Source organism: Burkholderia sp. 9775_39 (assembly GCF_015712225.1).
Lineage (GTDB): Bacteria > Pseudomonadota > Gammaproteobacteria > Burkholderiales > Burkholderiaceae > Burkholderia > Burkholderia cenocepacia.
Window position 1 is genome coordinate 1 of the sequence record NZ_JACCQC010000048.1, and the last position, 22,853, is coordinate 22,853.

Genomic DNA, 22,853 nt, shown 5'->3' on the forward strand with positions numbered 1-22,853 from the left:
CCCCCGGACCCATCATGAACGACTCGATCGAACCCGTCGCCCCGCCGCCCGCCGCCGAAGCGGCCACCGTGGCCGCAGCCGTGCCGCCCGCCGCGCGCGGCGCCGCCTCCGATACACCGCCGCCCCGCCGCGGCCGCAAGCTGGCCGTGCCGCTCGCGGCCGTCGCGCTCGCCGCCGCGCTGCTCGCGCTCGGCATCGTGCCGCGGATCGATGCACGCGCCGCGCAGCGCGCGCAGGTCGCCGCGCAGCAGGCGCTGCCGGTGTCGGTCGTCATGCCCGGCGCGGCGCCGGCCGACCAGACGCTGACGTTGCCCGGCTCGGTGATGCCGTATGCGGACGCGTCGATCTATGCGCGCACGAGCGGCTATATCGCGCACTGGAGCGCCGATCTCGGCGCGCACGTGAAGGCCGGCCAGACGCTCGCGCAGATCTCGGCGCCCGATCTCGATGCGCAGCTGCGCCAGGCGCGTGCGGACGAAGCGAGCGCGCAGGCGAACTACGACTATGCGAAATCGACCGCGCAGCGCTGGCAGGACATGCTGAAAACGCAATCGGTGTCGCAGCAGGACACCGACACGAAGGTCGCGGACATGAACGCGAAGCGCGCGATGCTCGCGTCCGCGCAGGCGAACGTCGCGCATCTTGCCGAACTCGTGTCGTACGAGTCGGTCACCGCGCCGTTCGACGGCGTGATCACCGCACGCAACGTCGACGTCGGCACGCTCGTGACCGCGGGCGGCACGCCGGGCAGCCCGGGCCTGTCCGGCGAACTGTTCCATCTCGAACAGACGAACACGCTGCGCGTGTTCGTCGACGTGCCACAGGACAGCGCGACCGGCGTGTCGGCCGGCACGTCCGTCTACCTGACGACGCCACAGTATCCGGGCCGGCACTTTGCCGCGCAGGTCGCGCGCAGCGCGGGCGCGATCGATCCCGTCACGCGCACGCTGCGTGTCGAGATCGACGTCGACAACCGCGACGGCGCGCTGATGCCCGGCGCGTATGCGCAGGCGCATCTCGTCGTGCCGAGCGCGGCGCCGGCGCTTGAACTGCCGGTCAGCGCGCTGCTGTTCCGCCCGAACGGCGTGCAGGTCGCCACCGTCGGTGCGAACGGACGTACGGCGCTGAAGACCGTGCAGATCGGGCGGGATTTCGGCATGCGCGTGGAGATCGTCGCGGGGCTCGCGGCGGCCGATCGCGTGATCGACAACCCGGGCGATGCGATCACGGCCGGAGAAGCCGTGAAGATCGTGTCGACTTCGCACGATGCGGCGCCGGTTGCGGCTTCATCCGCTTCATCCGCTTCGTCCGCTCTGCCCGCGCAACCGGCCTCCACGGTCAGTGCACGCGACGTGCCGCCGGTACACGCGGCCGGTGCCGCGCCGGCTGCGTCAACACTCGCTCCCGCGCCCGCCCACGGCTGACCCATCGACGACCACCCATGAGATGCCTGCCATGCGTCTTCCTCATCCGCTCCCGTTCGCTCGCCGCATCGTCGCGCTCGGCGCCGTCGCCGCACTGACCGCCTGCTCGACGCTGCCACGCTATTCGCCGCCCGCCGTCGCGGTGCCCGCGCACTATGCAGGCGCACCGGCAGCACCTGCCGAACAAACCGGCTGGCACGTCGCGATGCCGGCCGACGCCGCCGCGCGCGGCGCCTGGTGGACCGTCTTCGACGATGCCGATCTGAACGCGCTCGAAGCGCGCGTCGACGTGTCGAACCAGACGGTGAAGAAAGCCGTCGCCGATCTGCAGCAAGCCCGCGCGATGGTCGACTATCAGCACGCCGGGTTCCTGCCGACGATCACGGCCGGTGCCGCGCAGAGCCGCGCGCGCGTGTCGCAGAACCGGCTCGGCTCGTCGCTCGCCGGCAAGACGACGCCCGACTACCAGGTCGGCGTGGCCGCGAGCTGGGAGCCCGACCTGTTCGGCCGCGTGCGCGACGCGGTGACCGGCGCGCAGGCGAACGCCGCCGCGAGCGCGGCCGACCTGCAGGCCGTGAAGCTGTCGGTCACGGCCGAACTCGCGACCGACTATTTCGCGCTGCGCTCGCTCGACACGCAGAAGCAACTGCTCGACGACACGGTGCATGCGTACGCGGACGCGCTGACGCTGCTCAAGCAGCAACTCGCGGCCGGTGCGATCGACGCGTCGGCGGTCGCGCAAGCCGAGACGCAGCTCGAATCGACCCGCACGCAGGACACCGACATCGATGCGTCGCGTGCGCAGTTGCAGCACGCGATCGCGACGCTCGTCGGCGAAAGCGCGTCGACGTTCGCGCTGCCGCCGCACGTACAGCCGTTCCACGTGCCGGCCATTCCGGCCGGCGTGCCGTCGCAACTGCTGGAGCGGCGGCCCGACATCGCGGCGGCCGAGCGTCGCGTCGCGGCCGCGAACGCGCAGATCGGCGAGGCGCGGGCCGCGTTCTTCCCGGATCTCGTGCTGTCGGCGAGCGCCGGCCTCGAAAGTTCGTTCTTCGCGCCGTGGCTCGCCGCGCCGAGCCTGTTCTGGTCGCTCGGCCCGCAACTCGCCGGCACGCTGTTCGACGGCGGCCGCCGCAGCGCGTCGCTGCGCGACGCGCATGCGCAATACGACGGTGCGGTCGCCGACTACCGGCAAACCGTGCTCGTCGCGTTCCAGCAGGTCGAGGATCAGTTGTCCGCGCTCGATGCGCTCGCGTCCGAGGCCGGCAGCCAGCAGCGCGCGACCGACGCGGCCGACCTGTCGCTGCGGCTGACGACGAATCGCTTCAACGCGGGCGCCGTCAGCTATCTGGACGTGGTGACCGCGCAGACGATCGCGCTGACGAACCGGCGCACGGCCGATCAGATCGACGCGCGCCGGATCGAGGCCGAAGTCGGGTTGCTGAAGGCGCTGGGTGGTGGCTGGCAGGTGAGCGCGAGCGCTGGCTCAGGCGCGGAATCGAACGCTAGCAAGAAGGAACCTGCAGCGGCCGGTTGAAATAGGTTCACGGGCTTCATGACCGGTCTTTCTGCTATCTCGGTCGGCCCTTGATTTCAATGCCGTTTATCGTGGCAGCCTGACCTGTGCAAAACGAAGGTTGTCACGGGCCTGCTCGCCGTCTGTGTTTCCAGCCCGTCATCGACGGGGCCGTCACCACGAAAACGTCATGCGGAGGGCTCTCCGATCGAATGAACTCGGCTGCCCTTTGATTATTTTGTTCCGCAGCGTCCAGATCAACAGGAGGATCAGCGCCATCCCAAATGCAATCGACCCTCGCTTCGAATCCGGGGTTACGCCAGATGCCGCCTTCGATTCTAGCGACAACCAAACCCTGTTGGGCGGCCCGCTCGCAAACATCGACTGCCGCCTCTGTAGTGAGCTTCATCACAATACTGCCAGCCAGGAGAAAAAAATCGTCCGACGAATCGTATACGCGGTGATGATCAATATTCATCATGTTCATTTCCAGTTTATCGGCGCACGCGCGGAATTGAACAGCGACGCGAAGGCACACGCGACAGCCGCCCGGCCCGATCCCGCCATTACGCAGCCGTCGGCCGGTTGAACATGAGCACGAACCGCGTGCCGCGCGCGTCGCTTTCGACCTGCGCGGTGCCGCCGTGCAGCTCCATCACCGAGCGCACGATCGCGAGGCCGAGCCCGGCCGTGCCGCCCGGTGCACCGCCGCTGCGCGCGGGATCACCGCGCACGAACCGGTCGAAGATCCGCGGTAGCAATGCAGGATCGATCGGCTCCCCCGGATTCTCGACGACGACGCGTACTGCATCCGGCGTTTCGTCGACGGCGAGCGTGATGACGCCGCCGGCCGGCGTGTAACGCAGCGCGTTCGCGAGCAGGTTGCCCACGGCCCGACGAAACAGTTCGACATCGGCCGTCAGCTGCCCCTGCCCGTCGACGCGCAACGTCGAACCCGCTTCGTCGGCGAGCCCCTCGAAATACTCGGCGATGCGCTCGAGTTCGTCGCGCACGTCGAACGCGCGCTGCCGCGTGACGAAGCTCGGATGCTCGGCGCGCGCGAGAAACAGGACGTTCTCGATCATCCGCGCGAGACGGTCGTATTCCTCGAGATTCGATTCGAGCAGCGTCTGGTACTCGTCGACCGAACGCGGCCGCGCGAGCGCGACTTCGGTGGCGCCGCGCATGTTGTTCAGCGGCGTGCGCAGGTCATGCGCGAGATCGGCGCTGAATTGCGACAGATGCGCGAACGCCTGCTGCAGGCGGCCGAGCATCGCGTTCTGCGCGTCGACCAGCGCGCGCAGCTCGGGCGGCGCGCGCGACGCGTCGAGCCGCGTGTCGAGCTTGTCGACCGTGATCCGGCCGGTGTTGTCGACGATCTCGCGCAACGGCGCGAGCGCCGTGCGGATCAGCCAGTAGCCGAGCAGCAGCGCGAACAGCGCGCCGAGCCCGCCGGCGAGCTTGAGCCGGTCGCGGTAGCCGTCGAGCAGATCGGCCCGGTCGCGCATGTTGCGCGCGATCGCGATGCGGATCGGCGTGCGGTCGCCGAGCGCGGCCTCGATCACGACGCCGCGCATCGGCGTGCCGCCGTCGGCGGTCCACGTGACGAGCCGGTCGTCCGTGATCCGGTCGTTCGCAGGAACCGGCACCGCGCGTGGCGCAAAGAGCTGCGCGTCGGCCAGCGGCGCCGAAGCGGCTGCCGGCGCGTCGTCGAGTGCGGCGAGCCGGACGTTGTGGCGCGCGAGCACGTCGCCCCCCGCATCGACGACGACCATCGACAGCGCCTCGTTGCCCAGCACCTGGCTCGTCAGCCGCTCCGCGTGCGAGCGAACCGCGTCGAGCGACTCGAGTTCGCCCGCGAGCCGGCGCGTGTGGCGCGCGGCCAGCACGATGTCGAGATCGTCCTGGGTGTTCACCTGCCGCTCGAGGCCCGCATACACGTACGCGCCGACGAGCGCGAACGCGGCCAGCGTGGTCGCGGCGAACGCGAGCGCGAGCGTCGCGGCCAGCGAGCGCGGCCGCGTCATGCGTCGTCCTTCGGTTCGAGCACGTAGCCGACGCCGCGCACGGTATGGATCAGCTTGACCGGGAACGCGTCGTCGATCTTCGCGCGCAGGCGCCGGATCGCGACTTCGACGACGTTGGTGTCGCTGTCGAAATTCATGTCCCACACGTACGACGCGATCTGCGTGCGGCTCAGCACCTCGCCCTGGCGGCGCGCGAGCAGCTGCAGCAGCGAGAATTCCCGCGGCGTCAGGTCGATCCGCGTCGCGCCGCGCTTCACGCGGCGGCGCACCACGTCGATGTCCAGATCGCCGACCGCCAGGTGCTCGGTCTCGCGCGGCGGCCCGCGACGCGCGAGCGTGCGGATCCGGGCGAGCAGCTCGACGAACGCGAACGGCTTCACGAGGTAGTCGTCGGCGCCGAGTTCGAGGCCGTGCACGCGGTCCTGCACGTCGTCGCGCGCGGTCAGGAACAGCACCGGCGTCGTGTGCGTGTCGCGCAGCCGCTTGAGCACGCCCCAGCCGTCGAGCACGGGCAGCATCACGTCGAGCACGATCACGTCGTAACGCTCTTCCTGCGCGAGCATCAGCCCTTCGCCGCCGTCCTTCGCGAGATCGACGCTGAAACCCGACTCCTCGAGCCCCTTCTTCAGGTACGCGCCCGTCTTCGGTTCGTCTTCGACTATCAGGATGCGCATCGCCGGCTCCGTCGCATTCGTGGGGACATGCGGCGATGTTACCGGGAAACGGCGACGCGGCGCCGCTGCGTGCAAGCGCGAATGGCGTAGATGACAAAACCGTAATCAGCCGGTCAGCCTGGCGTGCGGTTGCACGAAAACAGGGACACATTGACATCGCGGGGCGGTTCGGCCGCGCGCGCCAACGCCGGCCGTCCATGCGGTTCATCGCTGTTCGCGCGCGCCGGACGGAACGGCGCGGCCGGCGCCGGTCAGGCTAACGCCGCCGGCTCGCGCAGGGCGGCTCGCTCACCCCGACGCGGGCGACCCAGCCGCGGTAGAACGCGCGGTACTTCAGCACGAGCTTGTCGTACCGGCTGTACGCACCGCCGCCGTCCGGCTTCATCCCGTTCCAGATCCTGACGTCGTACCCCGCCGCCTGCCGGGTCTGGAGCCCGAACAGCAGGTAGTCGATCGCGCGCCGCGGCACGCCGCGGCCTTCCTGATCGAGATCAGCATGTGCATGACGTTCTTGCCGTCGCTCACCGGCGTCACGCACTGGAGCAGCTTGTATTTGACGTCTGCGTCCAGCGCGACGGTCATCACGCATCCGCCCAGGTAGCCGTCGAAGTGCAGGTTCATCTGCGACATGTTCATGCCAAGCGCGCGCGACAGCATGCCGAACGGCCCGAAGAGATCAGGCGCGCTGCGAGCGCGTGGATCGTCACCGCGGTGTTCTCGAGCCCGCGGGAGAACAGAAAGGCCATGAAGGCGAGCACATTCACGGAAGCGCGAATCGCATTCGCGCTGAAACATTTCAACGGCGTGCCAGCGCTGGCCGGCCGCGAACCGCGACACTGACGAATCGAGGAGGCCGCGTGCCCATCCAGGAAGCCTTGCTGAAGATGTCGATGTACGTGTCGCTGGTGCCGATCGTGCCGGGGCCGACCAATACGCTGCTGCTGTCGTCCGGCTTGAAGGTCGGCTTGCGTGGCACCTGGCCGCTGATCGTCGCCGAGGCGCACGCTACGCGATCGCGATTGCCGGATGGGGATTCTTCCTGTCCGCGCTCGCTGGGCGGCCGGCCCTGGCTTTATGACGCGGTCAAGCTCGCGAGTTCCGTCTACATCTTTTTCCTCGCGCTGAAGATGTGGACGCATAAAGCAAGCTGGGCGGCGCGCGGCGCTTCATTGCGCGACGCCGCGCTTCGGAAACCGCATCGCTATGACGAGCCCGCCGTCGGCCGCGTTGACAATTTGCAGCGTGCCGCCGTGATGGCGAACGAGGCGGTGAACGATGGCCAGGCCCAAACCGCTGTGCGAGGTGCCGCCGCGAGCGGGATCGAGCCGGACAAACGGACGCAGCACGCGATCCAGATCAGCCTCGGATACGCCGGGCCCGTGGTCTCGCACCACGAGTTCGTAGTGCTCGCCATGCGCTCGCGTGGTGATCTCCACGGGCGGCTCGCCGTAGGTCAGCGCATTTTCGACGAGGTTCGAGAGCGTGCGGTCGATGTCGACCGCGGGTAGCATGAAGTCGGGCCCCGCGTGAAGATCGAGCGTGACGAGCGCATCCCGGTGCGCCTCGCCGCTCGGACCCAGCGCGTCGGTGTAATCGCGACGGCAATGCGTGTCCACGCTGATCCGCGGCGAGCCTTCGGGGATCTCGCGCGCAAAGTCGAGAAACTGCGTGATGACACGCGACATGGATTCGGTATCGCGCAGAAAACCCTCGCGATCGCCACGATCGGTCAGCAGGTCTGCCCGCACCTGCATGCGTGTGATCGGTGTGCGCAGGTCGTGCGCGATACTCGCCAGCATCACGGCGCGCTCGCGCTCGGCCACGGCCAGCTCGCCGGTCATGTCGTTGAAGTCGCCGATCAGCTCGCGCAATTCGCGCGGCCCGCGCTTGCGCACGATGTTCAGATGGTGGCCGGTGCGATGTTCGCGCGCGGCTGCGGCAAGATCGCGAATGGGGCGATTCAATTGCCACGCAAGCACGACGGCAACCACGATGGCGAACATCAGCGTCAACGCCAGCGCCCCGGTGAAACGGCTCAGCGGCACCTCGGCTTGCGGCAGCACGATGCCACGCGTGCTGCCCGCGGGGAGCACGCGCAGCGTGCCGTCGTCGTCCATTGCCACGTGAGTGCCCGGCGGCAGCACGTGCCGCAATTGCCGTTCGATGGGCCCGTTCGTGTCGTCGCCAAAGCGCCGCGCGTCGGCGGCCGGCAGTTGCTTCAGGTCCACGAACGAAATACCGAGGATGTCCGCCCCGGACCGCTCGCCGTCGCCGCCCCGCCCGTCCATGCCGGCGGCAACCTCCACGACGCGCGAAATATGGAAGGCGGCGAGGCTCGCGCGCGTTCGCTCGATCAACAGCAGCGACGTGAGATGAACCAGCATCAGCAGGCCCACCGTGGTGATGACGAGCCGGCCGAACATCGTATCAAGTGGATTCTTCATCGGCCGGGTTGTCGGGAATGAACATGTAGCCGATCCCGCGCACGGTTTGCAGCCGTCGGGGATTGGACGGGTCGTCCTCGATCAGGCGGCGCAGGCGCCATACCGGCACGTCGATGCCGCGCTCGGTCACTTCGGCATCCGGACCGTGGAGCAATTCGATGAGCCGCGTACGCGAAAGCGTTTCCATGGGGTGCGAGGCCAGCACCTCGAGCAGCGCGTACTCGCCGCCGGTGAGCTTCACGGGCGTGCCTTCGCACAGCAGCGTGCGCGTCGCGAAATCCAGTTCGAAGCGGCCGAACCGGCACGGAGCGGGCTTCTCCTGCACCGCTGTCGTCCGCGGTGGCCCTTGGCGGCGCAGCACTGCCTGGATGCGCGCGAGCAGTTCCTGGGGCATGAACGGCTTGCCCAGATAGTCGTCCGCCCCGAGTTCGAGCCCGAGCACGCGGTCAATGCCGTCGGCGCGCGCGGTCAGCATGATGACGGGAATCGTGTCGCCGCTCGCGCGCAGCTGCTTGAGCGCGGTGAGGCCATCCACGCCCGGCATCATGAGGTCCAGCACGATGATGGCCGGCCGTTCGCGCTCCAGCCGCCGCGCGAGATTCGTTGCATCGTGCAGAACGGAGAACTCGATGCCGCGCTGCTGGAAGAACCTGCGCAGCAGGTCGCGCAGTTCCGCATCGTCGTCGACGAGTAGGACTTGCGGCGCGGAGCCGGGGATGGAAGGTGGGTGCATTTCAGGTATTCAGGGCGGCGTGAGGACGAAATGATGGTAGCCCGGATACGATCTGACTGGCTTTCGAAATATTACTGTGATTTGCGATTCCTAACGGAACCAGCACAAGGGCCGGGCCGCGAGGGTATTACGTATGCCGAAATCCCGATTCTCTTCCCCCTCTCCAGGCGCGTCACTGGACAGTAAGTTTCCGTAAGCACAAAAAAATGCGCCGTCGGTAGCGTTACGCCTTGTCCAGCACCGGCACCGCCAGGTCCCCTGAAGCGTCCGGAGCCGTCCCGTTCTCGCATCGCGCGACATCGCGATGTCCAAACAGGTCAAAGATGAAGACGCCCATTCTCGCGAACCACGCGCACCACCCCATGACGTACAGGCCGCGCCAGCTGTTTGCCGCACTCTCGATCCTTGCGATAGTCGGAACCGCCGGCTGCAACAGGCAAACCGGCGCACCGCCCGGCGGCTTCGCCACGCAGACCGCCCAGGTGGGCGTGCTCTCGCTCGCGCCGCAGCGGATCGTCGAAACGACCGAACTTTCCGGCCGCCTTTCCGCGCAGAAGGTCTCCGACGTACGACCGCAGGTGAGCGGCATCATCCTCAAGCGCTTGTTCGTGGAAGGCAGTGACGTGAAGGCGGGCCAGGTGCTCTACCAGATCGATCCGGCCACCTACCAGGCTGCCTACGACCAGGCACGCGGCACGCTGGAAAACGCCCGCGCCACGCTGGCTTCGGCGAAGACGAAAGCGGACCGCTTCACCGAACTCGTGAAGATCAACGCCGTGAGCAAGCAGGACTACGACGACGCCGTCGCCGCGGTTCGCGCAGACGCCGCGAGCGTCACGGCCGACGAGGCAGCGCTCGAATCCGCGCGCGTGAACCTCGAATACACGCACGTGCGTGCGCCCATCTCCGGACGCATCGGCGCATCGACCGTGACGGAAGGCGCGCTCGTGACCTCGAACCAGACCACCGCGCTCGCCACCATCCAGGCGTTCGACCGGATGTACCTCGACGTCACGCGCCCCAGCACGGAATGGCTGAGGCTTCGCAAGGCCTTCGCTTCCGGGCGCCTGAAGAAAACGGGCAGCGACAGCGCCGCCGTCACGCTCGTGATGGAAGACGGCACCGAATACGCCCACCCCGGCGCGCTGCAGTTCTCCGGCGTCACGGTGGACGCCACCACCGGGTCGGTCACGCTGCGCAGCACGTTCCCGAACCCCGAACGCGAATTGCTTCCCGGCATGTTCGTGCGCGCCTGCCTGGAAGAAGGCGAGAACGACAACGCGATACTCGTGCCGCAGATGGCCGTGACGCGCGCGTCGGACGGCAAGGCGAGCGTCTACGTCGTGGATGCGGCCGGCAACGCGCGGCAAGTGCAAGTCACGGCCGACAACGCATTCCGGGACCAATGGATCGTGACCTCGGGCCTGCACGCCGGCGACCGCGTGATCGTGAGCGGCCTGCAGAGCGTGCATGCGGGCGCGCCGGTCAAGGTGGCGGCCGATACGCCGCAGACGCAGGCGAACGCGGCATCCGCGGCACCCGCGACGGACACGGCCTCGACCGTGTCGGCACAACGCTAGGCGGAGAACGGCATGGCAGAGTTCTTCATCAAGCGCCCCATTCTCGCGTGGGTCATGGCCATCGTCATCATGCTGGTGGGCGCGGCGGCGGTCACGAGTCTTCCCGTCGCGCAGTACCCCACCATCGCGCCGCCCTCCGTGCAGGTGACGGCCACTTACCCCGGCGCCTCCGCCGACACCGTCGCGGCAACCGTGACCCAGGTGATCGAGCAGAAGCTGAGCGGCATCGACAACGTGCTGTACATGTCGTCCACGAGCAGTTCCGCCGGGCAAGCCACCATCACGCTGACGTTCAATCCCGGAACGAATCCCGACATCGCGCAGGTACAGGTGCAGAACAAGGTGACGCAGGCCACGCCTACCCTGCCCCAAACGGTGCAGGAGCAAGGTGTGCAGGTCGCGAAGGCGTCGACGAGCTTTCTCATGATCGTCGCGCTCTCGTCGCCGGGCGGCACCTGGAATTCGGTGGATCTCGGCAACATCATCGCGACCCGGATCGAAGATCCGCTCGCGCAGTTGAACGGCGTGGGCGACGTGACGCTGTTCGGCGCGCAGCACGCGATGCGCATCTGGCTCAACCCGGTGAAGCTGCACGGTTTCGGACTCGCGCCCTCCGACGTGACCACGGCCATCACGAACCAGAACGTCGAGCTTTCCACGGGGCAGGTCGGCGGCTCGCCGGCAACGGATTCGCAGGCCATCAACGCGACCATCCGCTCGTCGAGTCTGCTGACGAGCGCCGACCAGTTCGCCAGCATCCTGCTGCGCGTGAACAGCGACGGCTCGCGCGTGCTGCTGAAGGACGTGGCGCGCGTCGAGGTGGGCGGCGACAGCTACGACACCGCGTCGCGTCTGAACGGCAAGCCGGCATCCGCGCTCGCCATCAAGCTCGCCACCGGCGCCAACGCGCTGGACGCGGCCAACGCCGTGCGGGCGAAGCTCGCCGAGATCCAGCTGCAATTGCCGAAGGACGTCGCGATCAGTTACCCGTACGACACCACGCCGTTCGTTCGCATCTCGATCGAAGAGGTCGTGAAGACGCTGTTCGAAGCGGTCGTACTGGTCTTCCTCGTGATGTACCTGTTCCTGCAGAACGTGCGCGCCACGCTGATTCCGACCCTCGTGGTGCCCGTTGCGCTGCTCGGCACGTTCGGCGTGATGTCGATGATCGGTTTTTCGATCAACGTACTCTCGATGTTCGCGATGGTGCTCGCCATCGGCCTGCTCGTGGACGACGCCATCGTGGTGGTGGAAAACGTCGAGCGCATCATGAGCGAGGAGAAGCTCGGCCCGAAGGAAGCCACGCACAAGGCGATGGGGCAGATTACCGGCGCCCTGGTCGGCGTGACCACCGTGCTCACCGCCGTCTTCATTCCGATGGCGTTCTTCGCGGGCTCCACGGGCGCGATCTACCGGCAGTTCTCCATCACCATCGTCTCGGCGATGCTGCTGTCGGTCATGCTCGCGCTTACGCTCACGCCGGCGCTGTGCGCCACGCTGCTCAAGCGCGCCGACGTGGAGCACCACGACAAGCGCGGCTTCTTCGGCTGGTTCAACCGGTGGTTCGCCAAGCGCAACGCGGGCTACAGTTCCTCGCTCGCACGCGTGGTCGCGCGACCCGCGCGTTACATGCTGCTCTACGGCGCGATCGCCGGCGTCGTGGCGTTGCTCTACGTCACGTTGCCCTCCTCGTTCCTGCCTGACGAAGACCAGGGCTACTTCATCGTGTCGATCAGCGCGCCCGCGGGCACGCCGGCCTCGCGTACGCTGAAGACGGTGGAGGCCGTGGAGCAGTACGTGCTGAAAGACGAGCCGGGCGTCAAGCAGGTCATCGCCATCAACGGCTTCAGCTTCAACGGCCAGGGGCAGAACAACGCCATCGCGTTCGTGACGCTCAAGGACTGGAGCCTGCGCGGTTCGCGCGACAGCGTGTCGGCCATCATCGCGCGCGCCAACCAGCATTTCGCCGGCAATCGCGACGCGCGCATCTTCGTGCTGAACCCGCCCGCCATTCAGGAACTGGGTACGCAAAGCGGCCTCGACTTCGAGATAGAAGATCGCGGCGGCGCAGGCCACGACAAGCTGCTCGCGGTGCGCAACCAGTTTCTCGGCATGGCGTCGAAGGAGCCGACGCTCGCGATGGTGCGTCCGTCCGGCCTTGAAGACACGCCGCAGCTGCAGGTGGACATCGACCGCGAAAAAGCCAACGCGCTGGGGCTTTCCATCTCCGACGTCAACGCGACGCTGCAGACCGCGTTCGGTTCGTCCTACGTGAACAACTACATCGACACGGGGCGCGTGCAGAAAGTCTACGTGCAGTCGGACGCCCCGTATCGCATGATGCCTGCCGACCTTGGCGACTGGTATGTGAAGGCAAGCAGCAGTGCGTCGAGTTCGTCGTCTTCATCGTCCTCGAGCACCACCACGAGCACGACAGGCTACGACTCCACGATGGTGCCCTTCTCGTCGTTCGCAAAGAGCCACTGGACGTTCGGGCCGCCACAGATCGAGCGCTACAACCGGCAGCTCGCCACCGGCATTTCGGCCGCCACGCGGCCCGGCGTGAGCACCGGCGAGGCAATGACGGCAGTCGAACAGCTTGCACGCAAACTGCCGCCCGGCTTCGCCGTGGAATGGACGGGCCAGTCGTATCAGGAGAAGCAGGCCGGCTCGCAAGCCACGGTGCTCTATGCAATCTCGCTCGTCGTCGTGTTCCTGTGCCTTGCGGGCCTCTACGAAAGCTGGTCGATTCCGCTTGCGGTGCTGCTCGTCGTGCCGCTCGGTGTGCTGGGCGCGTTAGTTGCCGCTCATGGGCGCGGGCTTTCGAACGACATCTATTTCAAGGTGGGGCTGCTGGCCACTATCGGTCTGTCCACGAAGAACGCCATCTTGATCGTCGAGTTCGCGAAGGATCTGCAAGCGCAGGGACGCAGCCTCGTGGACGCCGTACTCGAAGCCGCCCACATGCGGCTGCGCCCCATTCTCATGACTTCGCTCGCGTTCGTATTCGGCGTGCTGCCGCTCGTCATCAGTACGGGTGCCGGCGCCGGCGCACGCCACGCCATCGGCACGGGCGTGACGGGCGGCATGATCGCGGCCACGGTGCTCGCCATCTTCTTCGTACCGGTCTTCTTCGTCGTGGTGCGCAGACTGTTCAACGAACACGGTCACACGACGGACTCCGCCGACATCAACGAGGGCAACGCATGAAACGCACACTGATCGCCCTTGTCTGCATGGGCATGCTGGCAGGCTGCACGCTGGACCCGACGTACCACAGGCCGGCCGCACCGGTCGACAATACCTGGTCCACCGTGCCCTCGCGGTCGCAGCCGAAGGCCGCGCAGAGCACGGCTGCGGCACCGCTGGGAGCCGACCTCGGCTGGCGCGACTTCTTCAAGGATCCGCGACTGCAAAAGCTGATCGAACTCGCGCTCGCGAACAACCGCGACATGCGCGTGGCCGCGCTCAACGTGGCGCAGTACGAAGCGCAGTACCGCATCGCGCGCGCCAACGTCGGACCGGCCATCAACGCATCCGGCTCGATCACGCGCGAACGCGTGGCCGGCTCCACGGGCGCATACGGTTCGAGCAGCGCGAGCGTGGGCCTCACATCGTGGGAAATCGACTTCTTCGGCCGCCTGCGCAGCCTCAAGCGCCAGGCGCTGGAGCAGTACCTCGCCACGGACGCCGCGCGCACCAGCACTCAGATCAGCCTGATCGCGACCGTCGCCACCGACTATCTGCAACTGCGCTCCGACGAGACGTCGTTGCAGATCGCACAGAACACCGTGGATGCGGACCAGCACACCTACGATCTCACGGTGAACATGATGAAAATGGGCAGCGCGTCGCTGCAGGACGTGCGCCAGGCCGAAAATTCGCTGGCGAGCGCGCGGTCGAGTCTCGCCTCGTACACGCGTGCGGTCGCGCAGGACCGCAACAACCTGGTGGCCGAAATCGGTGCGCCGCTGCCCGACGATCTGCCGCAGGGCCCTTCGCTGATGGAAAGCGAGCACACGTTCGCGGACATTGGCGAAGGCGTGCCGTCGGATCTGCTCGCGCGCCGGCCCGACATCGTCGAAGCCGAGCACACGCTGAAGGCCGCCAACGCCAACATCGGTGCGGCGCGCGCCGCGTTCTTTCCGAAGATCGAGCTGACGGCTTCCGCGGGCACCACGAGCGGCAGCCTCTCGAACCTGTTCAAGGCGGGCACGGGGGCGTGGACGTTTGCGCCGACCCTCTCGGTGCCGCTCTTCGATTTCGGCTACAACCGCGCCACGCTGGACGTGGCGAAAGTCGAGAAGGACATCGACGTCGCCCACTATGAAAAGGCCATCCAGACGGCGTTCAAGGAGGTGTCGAATGCACTCGCGGGACGCACCACGTATGTCACCCAGGTCGCCGCGGATCGCGACTACGTCGAGTCCGCGCGGCAATACTACGACCTCGCGCAGGCACGCTACCGCAGCGGCACCGACAGCTTCCTGACCCTGCTCGACGCGCAGCGCACGCTCTACGCCGCGCAACAGCAACTGGTCACGGACATGCTCGCCAAGCAGTCCAATCTCATCACGCTGTACAAGGTGCTGGGCGGCGGCTGGCGGGAAACGAGCGCGGTGGCGCAGCGGTAGCCTCCGTACGCCCGTGACCGACGCGCTTTCGCACATCACGGGCGTCTTGCCATCGATGCCTCGTTCCCCCGCAGGAACGGACTGCTAAAAACAGCGATGCGCACGACGGATCGCGCGCGGTTCTCGCGAAAGCCCATCTTTCTGGCCCATCCTCGCCCGGCCCTCCCACGTGCAATCTTTTTGCATGCCGACAGCGGCATGCGGGCGTCTCGTCCGCCTGGCCAGCGACCGAAAAGTGACCCTCCTAACATCATAGGATTGCATTTTCACATTTAATGTGATTTTATTATCACCTGTCGCGAGCGGCCGCCGACCATGCGCGCGCCGCGGCGCATCCCATACCAAGGAAGAGACGCAGATGGAGACAATCGCCGTCATCGGCAGCAACATGGTCGACCTCGTGACCTATGTCGCGCGCATGCCCGCCCGGGGCGAGACGCTGGAGGCCCCGAACTTCGAGCTCGGCTGCGGCGGCAAGGGCGCGAACCAGGCCGTCGCGGCCGCGCGCCTCGGCGCGCGCGTCGTGATGGTCACGAAAGTCGGCGACGACGTGTTCGCCGACAACACGATCCGCAACTTCGAACGCGAAGGCATCGACACCACGCACGTGCGCAAGGTCGCCGGCGTGCCGAGCGGCGTCGCGCCGATCTTCGTCGAACCCGATTCGAGCAACAGCATCCTGATCGTCAAGGGCGCGAACCGCCACCTGCGGCCGGCCGACATCGACGCGGCCGCGCCGATGCTCGCCGAATGCGCGCTGATCGTGCTGCAGCTCGAGATCGAGCTCGACACCGTCTATCACGCGATCGAATTCGGCGCGCGGCACGGCATTCCGGTGCTGCTGAATCCCGCACCGGCGGTCGCCGACCTCGATTTCGAACGCATCCGTTCCGTCGAATTCTTCGTGCCGAACGAAACCGAGCTCGCGATCGTGTCGGGTATGCCGGTCGATTCGCGCGAAAGTGCGACCCGCGCCGCCGAAGCGCTGGTCGCGCGCGGGCTCAAGCACGTGCTCGTCACGCTCGGCAGCAACGGTTCGCTGCTGGTATCGCGCGACGGCGTGCGGCACGTGCCGGGCGTGCCGGTCGACGCGCGCGACACGACGGGCGCGGGCGATGCCTATATCGGCTGCTTCGCACGCTGCTATGCGGCGTCGCGCGACGCGATCGATGCGATGCGTTACGCATCCGCGTACGCCGCGCATTCGGTCACGGGCCTCGGCACGCAGAAGTCGTACGCCGACGCCGCGACGTTCGAACGCTTTCTCCGCGACGCCGGCTTCTGACCGGCACCTTCATCGACGAGACATTGGGAAGGAGACACCCATGAGCCGAACCCGGATCGAACACGCCCCCGACGGCTATTACCTGAATCGCACGCCGCTCTTCGCGTTCACGCTGCTGTGCTGCCTGTTCGCGCTGTGGGGCACCGCCGCGAACCTGAACGACGTGCTGATCGCGCAGTTCAAGAAATCGTTCTTCCTGTCCGATTTCGAATCGGCGTTCGTGCAGTCCGCGTTCTATCTCGGCTACTTCTTCCTTGCGATTCCGGCCGCGACCGTCGTGAAGAAGTTCAGCTACAAGACGACGATCCTCGTCGGCCTGCTGCTCTACACGACCGGCTGCCTGCTGTTCTTCCCGGCCGCGTCGATGGCGAAGTACGGAATGTTCCTCGTCGCGCTGTTCGTGATCGCCGCGGGCCTGTCGTTCCTCGAAACGGCGTCGAACTCGTATTCGACGCTGATGGGCCCGCGCGGCACCAGCACCCGGCGCCTGAACATCTCGCAGACGTTCTATCCGTTCGGCGCGATGGCCGGCGTCTACATGGGCAGCTTCCTGATCTTCAAGGAAGGCGACGCGTCGCATGCGCAGCTCGCGGCGATGTCGGCCGCCGACGCGCACACGCATCAGCTCGCGATGATCCAGGCGACGCTCGAGCCGTACAAGTGGCTGATCGTCGTGCTCGTCGCGGTGTTCATCGTGTTTGCGCTCACGCCGTACCCGGCCTGCAAGGGCAACGGCACGGGCGCGGTCACGCACCGGATCGACGCGCGCGGCACGCTCGCGCGGCTGTTCGGCAACCGGCGCTTCGTCGCGGGCGTGGTCGCGCAGTTCCTGTACGTCGGCGCGCAGGTCGGCGTATGGAGCTTCACGATCCGGCTCGCGATGCAGATCGGCGGCCTCACCGAGCGCGGCGCATCGCGCTACCTGCTCGCGACCTTCTTCGCGTTCTTCGTCGGCAAGCTGGTCGCGACGCTCGTGATGAAACGCGTCGGGCCGGCCAAGGTGCTGATCGTCTACGGCATCCTGTGCATCGCGCTGCTCGCGTACACGATCAGCGTGCACAACATCACGGCCGTCTATGCGGCCGTGTGCGTGAGCGTCTTCCTCGGCCCGTGCTGGCCGACGATCTACGGGCTCACGATCGACGGCCTCGGCAAGGACACCGAATACGGCGGCTCGATCCTCGTGATGAGCATCGTCGGCGGCGCGGTCGTGCCGCTGATCCAGGGGCTGATCTCCGATCACACCGGCGGCAACATGCAGCTCGCGTTCGTCGTGCCGCTCGTCTGCTTCGTCGTGATCGTCTACTACGGCTTCTACTGCCTGCGTCACCTGCCGGCGGCGACGCCCGACGCGGCGGCCGACGGCCACGCGTCCACGCGCTACGCCGCGACGCGCAACACGTCGGGAGCCTGACCATGCAGGGCGAGATCGAACTGCGGCGCGACGACTTCCGCGAAACACCGCGCACGCTGTACCGCACCGACGGCCTCACCGTGACCGCGTTCGCGTATCCGTCCGGCGTCGAGGCGCTGAAGCTCGAGAACCGCCGCGGCCATCTCGTCGTGCTGCCGTATCTCGGCCAGATGATCTGGGCGGCCGAATTCGACGGCCGCGACCTGACGATGAAGCACATGTTCCGGCAGCCGAAGCGCGTGGCGTCGATCATCGACACCTACGGCTGCTTCATGTTCCACAGCGGATTGCTGCGCAACGGCTGCCCGGGGCCGGACGACACGCACGCGCTGCACGGCGAGATGCCGTGCGCGCCGATGGACCGCGCGAGCCTCGTCGTCGGCGCGGATGCGCGCGGCGCGACGGTCGAGGTGACCGGCGAGTACGAATACGTGCAGGGCTTCGGCAGCCACTACGTCGCGCGTCCGTCGGTGCGGCTGGCCGAGCACGATGCGCGGATGACGATCGCGATGGACGTGACGAACCTCGGCGGCGCGCCGATGGACCTGATGTACATGGCCCACCTGAACTACGCGTACGTGCCGGGCGGCCGCTTCGAGCAGTCGCTCCCGCCTGGCGGCATGCGGCTGCGCGACAGCGTGCCCGCGCACGTGAAGCCGACCGCCGCGTGGCGCGACTACACGGCCACGCTCGCGCGCGATCCGGCGCGGCTCGCGACGCTCGATGCGCCCGCGCTGTACGACCCCGAGATCGTGTTCTTCATGAACGAGGTTGAAACGGATGGCGACGGCGTCGCGCATTTCCGGCTCGCGCATCCGGACGGCGGCGCGTTCCACACCGCGTACCGCCCCGCGCAATTCCCGCATGCGACGCGCTGGATCCTGCACAACGCGGACCAGCAGGTCGCTGCGTTCGCGTTGCCGTCGACCTGCGAGCCCGAAGGTTACGAAGCCGAACGCCGCAAAGGCCACGTCGCGGCGCTGGCGCCGGGAGCGTCGCGCCGCTTCGACGTGGTCACCGGCTACCTGAGCGCGGCGGAAGCGCGCGATGCGTGATGTGATGGAAAACGTGATGAAAACCGCGACGAAAAGCGCGACGCCCCGCGCGCCGCACGCCCGCGCCGCCTCACGTCACGAGCGCGATCCCGTGCTCGCGGATCGCGGTTTCGTAGCGACGGCTCAATTGGCCGTCGGAGATCACGTAGTTGAAATCGGTCAGTTCCGCGAAATAGGCCGCGCGCACTTCGTCGAACTTCGTGTGGTCGACCAGCAGGAAGCGGTTCTGCGCGCGCGCCATCACCTTCTTCTTCGCGTCGACTTCGTGGAAGTTGAAGCACGTGACGCCGCAGCGGTCGCTCACGCCAGCGGCCGAGATGAACGCCTTCGACACGCGCACCGAATCGAGGATGCCCGTTTCGGCGACCGATTCGAACACCATGTTCTGGCGGTGATACGCGCCGCCGCACAGGATCACGTTGCAATGCGGCTTCTGCTGCAGCTTCGCGAATACGTTCAGCGAATTGCAGACCGCCGTGAATTCGAGGTCGTCGGCAATGAAATCGACGATGAACGGCGTGGTCGACCCGCAGTCGACGAAGATCGTGTCGCCGGTCGTCACGAATTGCGCGGCCAGCTTGCCGATGCGGCGCTTTTCCTCGGTCTGCCGGTTGTTCTCGGCGCTGATCAGGTATTCGCCGATGTCGCTGCGCTGCGCGGCGAAATGGCGCGTCACGTAGCCGCCGATCAGGCTGAGGCCGTGCGGGTTGTCCGCGAGATCGCGGCGGATCGTCATTTCGGACACGCCGAACAACTCGGCGACTTCCTTCAGATGAATCGCGTTCTGCCCTTGCAGCACGTTCATCAATGTCTTGATCCGCTCGCCCTTCTTTGTTTCCATGCCTGTATCCTGCGTGCCCGCCGCGTGAGTCGCTCGTCGTGCCGGGCGCGCGGGCCCGGCCGGAATGTCGTATTTGTAACAAACCGATGTGAAAACATCAACTTTCCGTGTGCCCTTTCCGCACACGATCCGTGGAGTCCTGACACATGCCGCTTTCCAACGCCCAACTCGCCCAAACCATCGATCACACGCTGCTCGCGCCCGACGCGAGCGACGCGCAGATCCGCGAACTCTGCCGCCAGGCGGCCGAGCATCGCTTTTACTCGGTCTGCGTGAATTCGGCGAACGTGCCGCTCGCCGCGCGCGAGCTGGCCGATACCGGCGTGCTCGTGTGTGCCGTGGTCGGCTTTCCGCTCGGCGCGGGGCTGTCCGCCGCGAAGGCATTCGAAGCCACCGCCGCGATCGCGGCGGGCGCCGGCGAGATCGACATGGTGATCAACATCGGCGCGCTGAAAAGCGGCCGCGCCGACGACGTGAAGGCCGACATCGACGCCGTGCATCGCGCGTGCGGCACGGTGCCGCTCAAGGTGATCCTCGAAACGGGGTTGCTGACCGACGACGAGAAGGTGCGCGTGTGCGAGATATGCCGCGATCTCGGCGTCGCGTTCGTGAAGACGTCGACCGGGTTCGGCCACGGCGGCGCGACGCTCGCCGACGTCGCGCTGATGCGCCGCACGGTCGGGCCGACGCTCGGCGTGAAGGCGTCGGGCGGCGTGCGCGACCGCGCGGCCGCGCTCGCGATGCTCGAAGCCGGCGCGACGCGGCTCGGTACGAGCTCGGGAGTGGCGATCGTCAGCGATCAGACGGGCGGCGGATCGGGGTACTGACGCGCGAACGGCCGGCCTTCGCACGCGTGCATCACACGTCAAGACTGGCCGTCGAAGCTCGTCGCGCAGGTTCCGGCCGGACCCGGTCCGACGTCGGACGCACGCCAGGCGACGACCGGTGCGGCACACGCCATCGACGGCCAGCACGGCGATGCTGCGATCGGTGGTGCACACATCGGCTGCACCACCGCTACGGCGGCGCCGGCCGGGTACTGCGCTCGCCCGGCACGTGGCGGCATCGCGACGTTCACGTTGCCCCGCCCGCGCCATTCACGACCCGATAGCCCTTGTCGCAGAACGCGTCGGGCTGCTCCGCCGTCGGCAACCAACGTAAGGTATCGAACAGAAGCGTCCTTCGCGAAAATACGAAAATCGAAAAATCAGAGGCCGTCTGCATCGCTTCGCGATCCGTGAACTCATCGTCAAGGCTCCAATGCAAGCCAATCTTCGGTCCCGGTTCCATCACGACGGCTTTGCGGTCATCAACGGGCTGATCGACACCGCGGAGATCGAAGACTTGCGCGAAATCGGCCATCGTCTGCTCGGCAGTCGCACGGGCTACGCCCAGGGCCTGATGTTCGATTTCTATCCCGAGTCGAACGGGGGCGATTCCGGGCCTCAACTTCTCCAACTTCACTGGGCGTCCTATTTCGAGCGTCGGCTGGCGAAACTCCGTATCCGCTGCGCCGCGTTCGATATCGCCAAGGCGCTGCTCGGCCCGAATGTTCGTTTTGCCGGCGACAGCTTTTTCCTGAAGCAGTCGCGTACGGACACCGTGACGCCATGGCATCAGGACGACGCGTTTACCGACGCGCGCATCGACCATCGCGAAGTCAACTTCTGGATTCCGTTGCAAGCCGTGTCGGTCGACAACGGGTGCATGCGGTTCATCCCCGGGTCTCACCTGTACGACGTCCTTCCGCACGTACCGCTCGGGAACGACGTGACCGCCCATGGACTCGAGTGTGTCGGCGGATTCGATCCGGCGCGCGCCGTGACGTGTCCGTTGATGCCGGGAGACTGCACCGTGCATGCGGGGCGCACGCTGCACGCCGCGGGGGCAAACTTCTCGGATCGGCCGCGGTACGCGTATGCGCTCAATTTCCGGTTACCACGACGGTGCTCGAGTACGACGACGAACTTTCCCTGGCACGACACGTGGCGCCCCTCGCGCATCGAGCGCTCCCAGGCGTCCCGGAATCTACGTGGGTGCTGGCCGTCCCTTCTGCACGAACTGTACACGTTCGATTTTCGCAATCCGTTCGAGTGGCGACTCGCGGGCGGCAGGATCGCGCGTTGGCTGAACGCGCCGCGGCAACCGATGCGCGAACCCGAGCCGGAATGAATCGCGGCGGGATCGGTGGAGCGCTGCCCCATCTCCCGTACGCGCGGGTCGGCGGAAATTTTCCATCGATTCCGGCGCGATCCGTCGCACGAGCGTGCATCATGCGGGCGGCGTCCGGCAAATGCACGGCGTTCGGCCAAGGACGCTGGCTCGCCTCTTCCGCACACATGACAACCCCGGCACAATGCCGCCCATGCGCTACGACAATACCTTCGTCTACCCGTCCTCCGGCTTCGCCGGCCGGCTCGCCAACCGGATCGTCGCGAGCGGCCCGCTGCTGCGCGCACGCCGCGCGCTGCTGTCGCGGCTGCCGTTCCTGCAGCTCGCGAGCGACGTCGAGCACGTCGTGTATTGCACGTGGGTCGTCGATGTCGCGGCCGTCGCGCCGCTCGTGCCGCGCGGCGTCACGCTCGCGAGCCGTGGCGGCCGCACGCTGTTCACGACGCTCACCTACCGGCACCGCCACTTCGGCCCGCGGCTCGCCGGCCCGCTGCGGCGCGTGTTTCCGTCGCCGCTGCAAAGCAACTGGCGGCTCTACGTCGACGCGCTGCCGGACGGCGCGCCGGCCGGGCGCACTGTGCTGTTCGTGAAGAACGTGTTCGACCACCCGCTCTATGCACTCGGCAGCCGGCTGTTCAGCGACGCGCTGCCGTCGCATCTCGCGCGGCCCTTCACGCATGCGGCGCGCGACGGACGCTACGACACGCTGCTGGCCGCGAGCGGCGGCAGCGCACCCGACTTCCGCTGCACGGCCGAAGCGTCGCACGACCGCACGCTGCCCGACGCCTTCGCGCCGTTCTTCGACGACTGGCGCGCGGCGGTCGCCGCGCTGTCGCTGCAGCACGCGGCCGTCGCCCATGTGGCAGACTGCGATCGCCTCGCGCATGCGTCGATCGACCTGCCGATCGACGTCGACGCGGTGCGGCCGCTCAAGACGATCGGCCCCGCAGGCGGCGGCGACTTCCTCGCCCGCATCGGCGCGACCGGCGAGCCGCTGTGCTTCGTCGTGCCGGACGTCGCATTCCGCGTCCTGTCCGAGCGGCTGCTGTAGCGC

At 67.2% G+C, this 22,853-nt stretch carries 18 protein-coding genes and 2 pseudogenes; 12 read left to right on the forward strand and 8 right to left on the reverse strand.

All coding sequences use genetic code 11. The features are described 5' to 3' along the window. Positions 1-14 precede the first annotated feature (14 nt). Positions 15-1,424: an efflux RND transporter periplasmic adaptor subunit gene (locus H0X90_RS34040; protein WP_077190025.1), complete on the forward strand. Its 1,410-nt coding sequence runs from the start codon at positions 15-17 to the stop codon at positions 1,422-1,424. Positions 1,425-1,455: 31 nt separating this feature from the next. Then, the gene (locus H0X90_RS34045; protein WP_077190026.1) at positions 1,456-2,961 is read left to right on the forward strand and encodes an efflux transporter outer membrane subunit; all 1,506 of its coding nucleotides are present in this window, start codon (positions 1,456-1,458) and stop codon (positions 2,959-2,961) included. Positions 2,962-3,064: 103 nt separating this feature from the next. Here the strand turns inward: H0X90_RS34045 and H0X90_RS34050 are convergent, their stop codons facing one another. The 4 genes and pseudogenes from H0X90_RS34050 to H0X90_RS34065 all read right to left on the reverse strand — a co-directional run. Further along, the gene (locus tag H0X90_RS34050; RefSeq protein ID WP_077020423.1) at positions 3,065-3,427 is read right to left on the reverse strand and encodes a colicin immunity protein; all 363 of its coding nucleotides are present in this window, start codon (positions 3,425-3,427) and stop codon (positions 3,065-3,067) included. Between the two features lie 79 nt (positions 3,428-3,506). Continuing rightward, on the reverse strand, positions 3,507-4,967 hold the full coding sequence (locus H0X90_RS34055; protein WP_077190027.1) for a heavy metal sensor histidine kinase: 1,461 nt from the start codon (positions 4,965-4,967) through the stop codon (positions 3,507-3,509). After that, positions 4,964-5,641: a heavy metal response regulator transcription factor gene (locus H0X90_RS34060; RefSeq protein ID WP_006489720.1), complete on the reverse strand. Its 678-nt coding sequence runs from the start codon at positions 5,639-5,641 to the stop codon at positions 4,964-4,966. The genes H0X90_RS34055 and H0X90_RS34060 overlap by 4 nt, the downstream gene beginning before the upstream one ends. 256 nt (positions 5,642-5,897) lie before the next feature. Further along, positions 5,898-6,313 (reverse strand): annotated as a pseudogene (locus tag H0X90_RS34065) (2Fe-2S ferredoxin); the annotation flags it as partial. 185 nt (positions 6,314-6,498) lie between these two features. On the opposite strand from H0X90_RS34065, the pseudogene H0X90_RS35915 reads away from it, so the two are divergent. Then, positions 6,499-6,777: pseudogene (locus tag H0X90_RS35915) on the forward strand (LysE family translocator); the annotation flags it as partial. Between the two features lie 30 nt (positions 6,778-6,807). Here H0X90_RS35915 and H0X90_RS34070 read toward each other — a convergent pair. Beyond that, a complete protein-coding gene (locus tag H0X90_RS34070) occupies positions 6,808-8,085 on the reverse strand; it encodes an ATP-binding protein (RefSeq protein ID WP_077190029.1) in 1,278 nt (425 codons plus the stop codon). After that, the gene (locus tag H0X90_RS34075; protein WP_102898717.1) at positions 8,069-8,818 is read right to left on the reverse strand and encodes a response regulator; all 750 of its coding nucleotides are present in this window, start codon (positions 8,816-8,818) and stop codon (positions 8,069-8,071) included. Before H0X90_RS34075 ends, H0X90_RS34070 begins: the two co-directional genes overlap by 17 nt. A 323-nt stretch (positions 8,819-9,141) precedes the next feature. Between H0X90_RS34075 and H0X90_RS34080 the strand changes: the two genes are divergently transcribed. The 6 genes from H0X90_RS34080 (at position 9,142) to H0X90_RS34105 (ending at position 18,786) form a co-directional block, all read left to right on the forward strand. Continuing rightward, positions 9,142-10,398, forward strand: coding sequence for an efflux RND transporter periplasmic adaptor subunit (locus tag H0X90_RS34080; protein ID WP_077190030.1), 1,257 nt, complete (start codon positions 9,142-9,144; stop codon positions 10,396-10,398). A 12-nt stretch (positions 10,399-10,410) separates the two neighbouring features. After that, positions 10,411-13,608: an efflux RND transporter permease subunit gene (locus H0X90_RS34085; RefSeq protein ID WP_077190031.1), complete on the forward strand. Its 3,198-nt coding sequence runs from the start codon at positions 10,411-10,413 to the stop codon at positions 13,606-13,608. After that, complete coding sequence (locus H0X90_RS34090; RefSeq protein WP_034203723.1) at positions 13,605-15,032, forward strand: efflux transporter outer membrane subunit; 1,428 nt, start codon at positions 13,605-13,607, stop codon at positions 15,030-15,032. Before H0X90_RS34085 ends, H0X90_RS34090 begins: the two co-directional genes overlap by 4 nt. A 358-nt stretch (positions 15,033-15,390) precedes the next feature. Then, complete coding sequence (gene rbsK / locus H0X90_RS34095; RefSeq protein ID WP_006489721.1) at positions 15,391-16,317, forward strand: ribokinase; 927 nt, start codon at positions 15,391-15,393, stop codon at positions 16,315-16,317. A gap of 40 nt (positions 16,318-16,357) precedes the next feature. After that, a complete protein-coding gene (gene fucP, locus H0X90_RS34100) occupies positions 16,358-17,731 on the forward strand; it encodes an L-fucose:H+ symporter permease (RefSeq protein ID WP_006498514.1) in 1,374 nt (457 codons plus the stop codon). Between the two features lie 2 nt (positions 17,732-17,733). Then, entirely contained in the window at positions 17,734-18,786 is a 1,053-nt protein-coding gene (locus tag H0X90_RS34105; protein ID WP_077190032.1) for an aldose 1-epimerase family protein, read from the forward strand. Between the two features lie 70 nt (positions 18,787-18,856). Here the strand turns inward: H0X90_RS34105 and deoR are convergent, their stop codons facing one another. Further along, positions 18,857-19,627, reverse strand: coding sequence for a DNA-binding transcriptional repressor DeoR (gene deoR, locus H0X90_RS34110; protein ID WP_006491525.1), 771 nt, complete (start codon positions 19,625-19,627; stop codon positions 18,857-18,859). Positions 19,628-19,773: 146 nt separating this feature from the next. On the opposite strand from deoR, the gene deoC reads away from it, so the two are divergent. After that, on the forward strand, positions 19,774-20,454 hold the full coding sequence (deoC, locus tag H0X90_RS34115) for a deoxyribose-phosphate aldolase (RefSeq protein ID WP_077190033.1): 681 nt from the start codon (positions 19,774-19,776) through the stop codon (positions 20,452-20,454). Between the two features lie 247 nt (positions 20,455-20,701). Here deoC and H0X90_RS34120 read toward each other — a convergent pair whose 3' ends face one another. Beyond that, a complete protein-coding gene (locus H0X90_RS34120; RefSeq protein ID WP_171984161.1) occupies positions 20,702-20,989 on the reverse strand; it encodes a hypothetical protein in 288 nt (95 codons plus the stop codon). Between H0X90_RS34120 and H0X90_RS34125 the strand changes: the two genes are divergently transcribed. Beyond that, positions 20,972-21,799 (forward strand): phytanoyl-CoA dioxygenase family protein, encoded by an 828-nt coding sequence (locus tag H0X90_RS34125; RefSeq protein WP_230463872.1) that lies wholly within the window; start codon positions 20,972-20,974, stop codon positions 21,797-21,799. The two genes, H0X90_RS34120 and H0X90_RS34125, sit on opposite strands and share 18 nt — an antisense overlap. Positions 21,800-21,992: 193 nt before the next feature. Next, positions 21,993-22,850: a DUF2071 domain-containing protein gene (locus H0X90_RS34130; protein ID WP_006489725.1), complete on the forward strand. Its 858-nt coding sequence runs from the start codon at positions 21,993-21,995 to the stop codon at positions 22,848-22,850. Positions 22,851-22,853 lie beyond the last annotated feature (3 nt).

Excerpts from the sequence above, each read along its gene's own strand:
- fucP (WP_006498514.1), top strand. The coding sequence starts at position 16,358 with ATGAGCCGAACCCGGATCGAACACGCCCCCGACGGCTATTACCTGAAT.
- deoC (WP_077190033.1), top strand. The coding sequence starts at position 19,774 with ATGCCGCTTTCCAACGCCCAACTCGCCCAAACCATCGATCACACGCTG.
- H0X90_RS34105 (WP_077190032.1), top strand. The coding sequence starts at position 17,734 with ATGCAGGGCGAGATCGAACTGCGGCGCGACGACTTCCGCGAAACACCG.
- H0X90_RS34080 (WP_077190030.1), top strand. The coding sequence starts at position 9,142 with ATGAAGACGCCCATTCTCGCGAACCACGCGCACCACCCCATGACGTAC.
- deoR (WP_006491525.1), bottom strand. The coding sequence starts at position 19,627 with ATGGAAACAAAGAAGGGCGAGCGGATCAAGACATTGATGAACGTGCTG.
- H0X90_RS34070 (WP_077190029.1), bottom strand. The coding sequence starts at position 8,085 with ATGAAGAATCCACTTGATACGATGTTCGGCCGGCTCGTCATCACCACG.
- H0X90_RS34055 (WP_077190027.1), bottom strand. The coding sequence starts at position 4,967 with ATGACGCGGCCGCGCTCGCTGGCCGCGACGCTCGCGCTCGCGTTCGCC.
- H0X90_RS34060 (WP_006489720.1), bottom strand. The coding sequence starts at position 5,641 with ATGCGCATCCTGATAGTCGAAGACGAACCGAAGACGGGCGCGTACCTG.
- rbsK (WP_006489721.1), top strand. The coding sequence starts at position 15,391 with ATGGAGACAATCGCCGTCATCGGCAGCAACATGGTCGACCTCGTGACC.
- H0X90_RS34120 (WP_171984161.1), bottom strand. The coding sequence starts at position 20,989 with ATGGCCGATTTCGCGCAAGTCTTCGATCTCCGCGGTGTCGATCAGCCC.
- H0X90_RS34130 (WP_006489725.1), top strand. The coding sequence starts at position 21,993 with ATGCGCTACGACAATACCTTCGTCTACCCGTCCTCCGGCTTCGCCGGC.
- H0X90_RS34045 (WP_077190026.1), top strand. The coding sequence starts at position 1,456 with ATGCGTCTTCCTCATCCGCTCCCGTTCGCTCGCCGCATCGTCGCGCTC.
- H0X90_RS34075 (WP_102898717.1), bottom strand. The coding sequence starts at position 8,818 with ATGCACCCACCTTCCATCCCCGGCTCCGCGCCGCAAGTCCTACTCGTC.
- H0X90_RS34040 (WP_077190025.1), top strand. The coding sequence starts at position 15 with ATGAACGACTCGATCGAACCCGTCGCCCCGCCGCCCGCCGCCGAAGCG.
- H0X90_RS34090 (WP_034203723.1), top strand. The coding sequence starts at position 13,605 with ATGAAACGCACACTGATCGCCCTTGTCTGCATGGGCATGCTGGCAGGC.
- H0X90_RS34085 (WP_077190031.1), top strand. The coding sequence starts at position 10,411 with ATGGCAGAGTTCTTCATCAAGCGCCCCATTCTCGCGTGGGTCATGGCC.
- H0X90_RS34050 (WP_077020423.1), bottom strand. The coding sequence starts at position 3,427 with ATGAACATGATGAATATTGATCATCACCGCGTATACGATTCGTCGGAC.